Source organism: Streptomyces sp. NPDC043870, from assembly GCF_056435785.1.
Window position 1 is genome coordinate 1 of sequence record NZ_JBWKDT010000122.1, and the last position, 2,791, is coordinate 2,791.

Consider the following 2,791-nt stretch of genomic DNA (forward strand, 5'->3'; position numbering starts at 1 on the left):
CTGACGGTGCAGGCCGACGGTGAACTCGCCGCGGACGACGAGGTGGGGCCGCCGGAGTGGACGCTGGATGCGCTGGCTGAACAGGCCAGGGCGATAGCCCACAACCCTGTTGCTGAAGACGTCCTTGATCGCACAGAGATACAACTTCCCTTCACCGGTGGCGTGTTCGGTGATGTCGGCGAGCCACAGCCGGTTCGGGCCGGTCGCGTTGAAGTTGCGGCTCACGAGATCGTCGTGCACCGGTGGGCCGGCCTTCTTGTTCCTGCCGCGCTTCTTCCCGAACACGCTCCACCAACGATTGTCCCGGCAGATCCGCCACGCGGTCCGGTCCGCCATCGCGGCCCCGGTACCACGCGCTTCATCGGCCAGGAACCGGTAGCCGAACTCCGGGTCGTCGCGGTGGGCGTCGAACAGCGCGTTCGCGCGGTATGCCTCCTCCAGCACGGCATCGGTGACCGGCTTGCCCAGCCAGCGGTAGTAGGGCTGTCTGGCGAGCTTCAGCACCCGGCACGCAACCGTGACGGGCACCCCGTCCACGGCCAGCTCCTTCACGAGCGGGTAGATCCTTTTCCCGGCAGATGCGCCTGCGACAGATAGGCCGCGGCCCGGCGCAGAACCTCGTTCTCCTGCTCCAACAGTTTGATCCGCCGACGTGCTTCCCGCAGTTCCACGCTCTCCTGGCTGGAGGTGCCGGGCTTGGAGCCATCGTCGATGTCCGCCCGGCGCATCCATTTCCACAACGTCATCGGGTGGACTCCGAAGTCGGTGGCCACCTGCTCCACCGTCACCCCCGGGCCGCGGTTCCTCGCGACCCGCACGACGTCCTGGCGGAACTCTTCCGGATAAGGCTTCGGCACAGCGACATCCTTCCCACCCGCCCCACAGGACAAGCCAGTTCAGATGTCACCCGATCGTGCAGCAGACCCTTCACCGGCGCGAGGGGAGGACTTTGTGCTGAGCGTGCCCGTGGTCGACTCACGGTCGGTTTGTGCCGTCGAGACGGTCTCAGCCGGGGTGGGACGTGGGGGAGAAGGCGGATGCTCGCCGGCGATGGCTTGCATAAGCAGCACTGAAGCCTGGCGCGAGTGACGAGACCGCCCTGGGCTTATCAGTCACCCTCCCAGATTATCTACTCTCAACCCAGGTAGCTGAGGGCCTGAACCACCCCTGAATCACGCTAATTGACCCTGAAGTCAGATAGCTCACTCTCTGCGATTGACACAGCTCATCTCGGCCGCATCATTGTGGCTCTAATCGGACTCATCGTCCTGTCCGCCTCTGTGCAGGGGGGAGGTGGTTGTTGTGAGGACAACACCCGCTAAGCCAAGCCGCCGCTGGATACGGCGCCCCCTTGTCATTGCCGGTGTGGAGTGCTTCTCGCGACGATGGCACCTTCGGCCTCCGGGCCCTCCTTGGGTGGCTAAGGCCGGAGGCGGCCTATACCCTGGTTGCGTCCTTTCGGCCGGTCACCAACCTCGCCGACGACGTGGTCTGCAAGCGGTACCCACGGCGCGCGCCTGCCCTAACCAGCACCGTCGCCGTCTCGGGGGACACGACGGAGGGCACCTGCTCCGTCAGGGTGACAGGGTGGGGAGGGTCCTGGCCGACCCTGCACTGGCCGCGTCGGCTACGGGGCCGCTCTCGACTGTGAGTGCGACCCAGCGCGACTCGGCATGGACATGGCGTTCTGGGCTCTTGCACAGTCTGTGCTGGGGGGAAAGGCGAAACGACGGTGCGGCAGCGTGCGAGTCCGGCCGGGGGCTCGGCGACGGTAGGGGTGCTACCGAAGTGGGCCTTGAGACGACGTCGGTGGCGGTGTGCCGAGGCCTCCGGGGCCTGGCATCTGGAAGGCACACGAACGCCACGCCTGGAGCTGACCGAACCTGTCTTGATTGCTCAGGAGGAACTCGGCTACGTCGAAGCGCATTCCGTACGGTATGCGATGCGTGTCGCAACCCTCTTACTCCCCCCGCCCGGCGCCGTATCGCCGTCGGCATTGCCTGCCATCATGACGGCCGCAAGACCGCCGTGCGGGGGGACACTGAGGGCGTTGTGACCGGCCCCATCGGCACCGGCGGTGCGCGATGACCGACTCCCACATCGTCCTCGACGACGACACCCGGCTGCTCCTGGGGCGGCTGGCAGACAAGCTCGCTGGCTATCAGCCCGAGGCCGAAATGAGTGAGACCACCCGCGTCGCCCTGGCTCTCGTGTTCTCCGAGAAGCTCCTTGGCCCCACCGAGGCTGCCTATGCTGCCGAGCAGTTGCTGCTTGCCGCGGCCCCGCCCGTCTGCGAGGGGCAGAAGCGTGGTGATTACGCAGCCCTCCTTCGCCTCATCGCCAAGGGGGTGTCAGGGTAACCGGCCCGATGCCGCTACCGCGGTTCGCCGACATCCGCCCACCAGGTACCGGCGCAACGTCGCCCCCACAGGGGCGAGGTCAGGTGACTACGTCGCACATCCTCACGCGCCGCACCTGCGACCTTGGCGGAATCACCCTCCCGTGCCCGGGGTGATGCACCGGTCGGTCCCACCTACTGGCCGGTGCGCGAGTGGGCAACATTCACAACCCGGAAAGGAAGCTGACGGTGCCGACCTGCAGAGGCTATGCGCTGCTGCGCTTGGTGGGTGAGGAGCGGCCGCTCGCCCAGCCTGGGTGTGGGTTTGCCGGGTTGGAGCCCGGTGGCGAGTCGCGCCTAGTACTGCAACGGTCTTTTGTGTGACGGTGGGACAGTTTCCGGTGGTCTGTGGCCGCGTTGTTTGTAGTGGCTGATGCGGGCTTGGTGTTGTCG

At 66.4% G+C, this 2,791-nt stretch carries 3 protein-coding genes; 1 reads left to right on the top strand and 2 read right to left on the bottom strand.

What is annotated here, in order from left to right:
• Positions 1–552 (bottom strand): transposase family protein (locus AC0699_RS39540; protein ID WP_478671493.1); only part of this gene is annotated, 552 nt, incomplete at its 3' end.
• Positions 549–857 carry a transposase gene (locus tag AC0699_RS39545; RefSeq protein ID WP_478671498.1) on the bottom strand — a complete coding sequence of 103 codons (309 nt, stop codon included), beginning with the start codon at positions 855–857 and terminating at the stop codon, positions 549–551. The genes AC0699_RS39540 and AC0699_RS39545, both read right to left, overlap by 4 nt.
• 1,227 nt (positions 858–2,084) lie before the next feature.
• On the opposite strand from AC0699_RS39545, the gene AC0699_RS39550 reads away from it, so the two are divergent.
• Positions 2,085–2,360, top strand: a complete 276-nt coding sequence (locus AC0699_RS39550) for a hypothetical protein (protein WP_478671503.1) — start codon at positions 2,085–2,087, stop codon at positions 2,358–2,360.
• Positions 2,361–2,791 lie beyond the last annotated feature (431 nt).

Excerpts from the sequence above, each read along its gene's own strand:
- AC0699_RS39550 (WP_478671503.1), top strand. The coding sequence starts at position 2,085 with ATGACCGACTCCCACATCGTCCTCGACGACGACACCCGGCTGCTCCTG.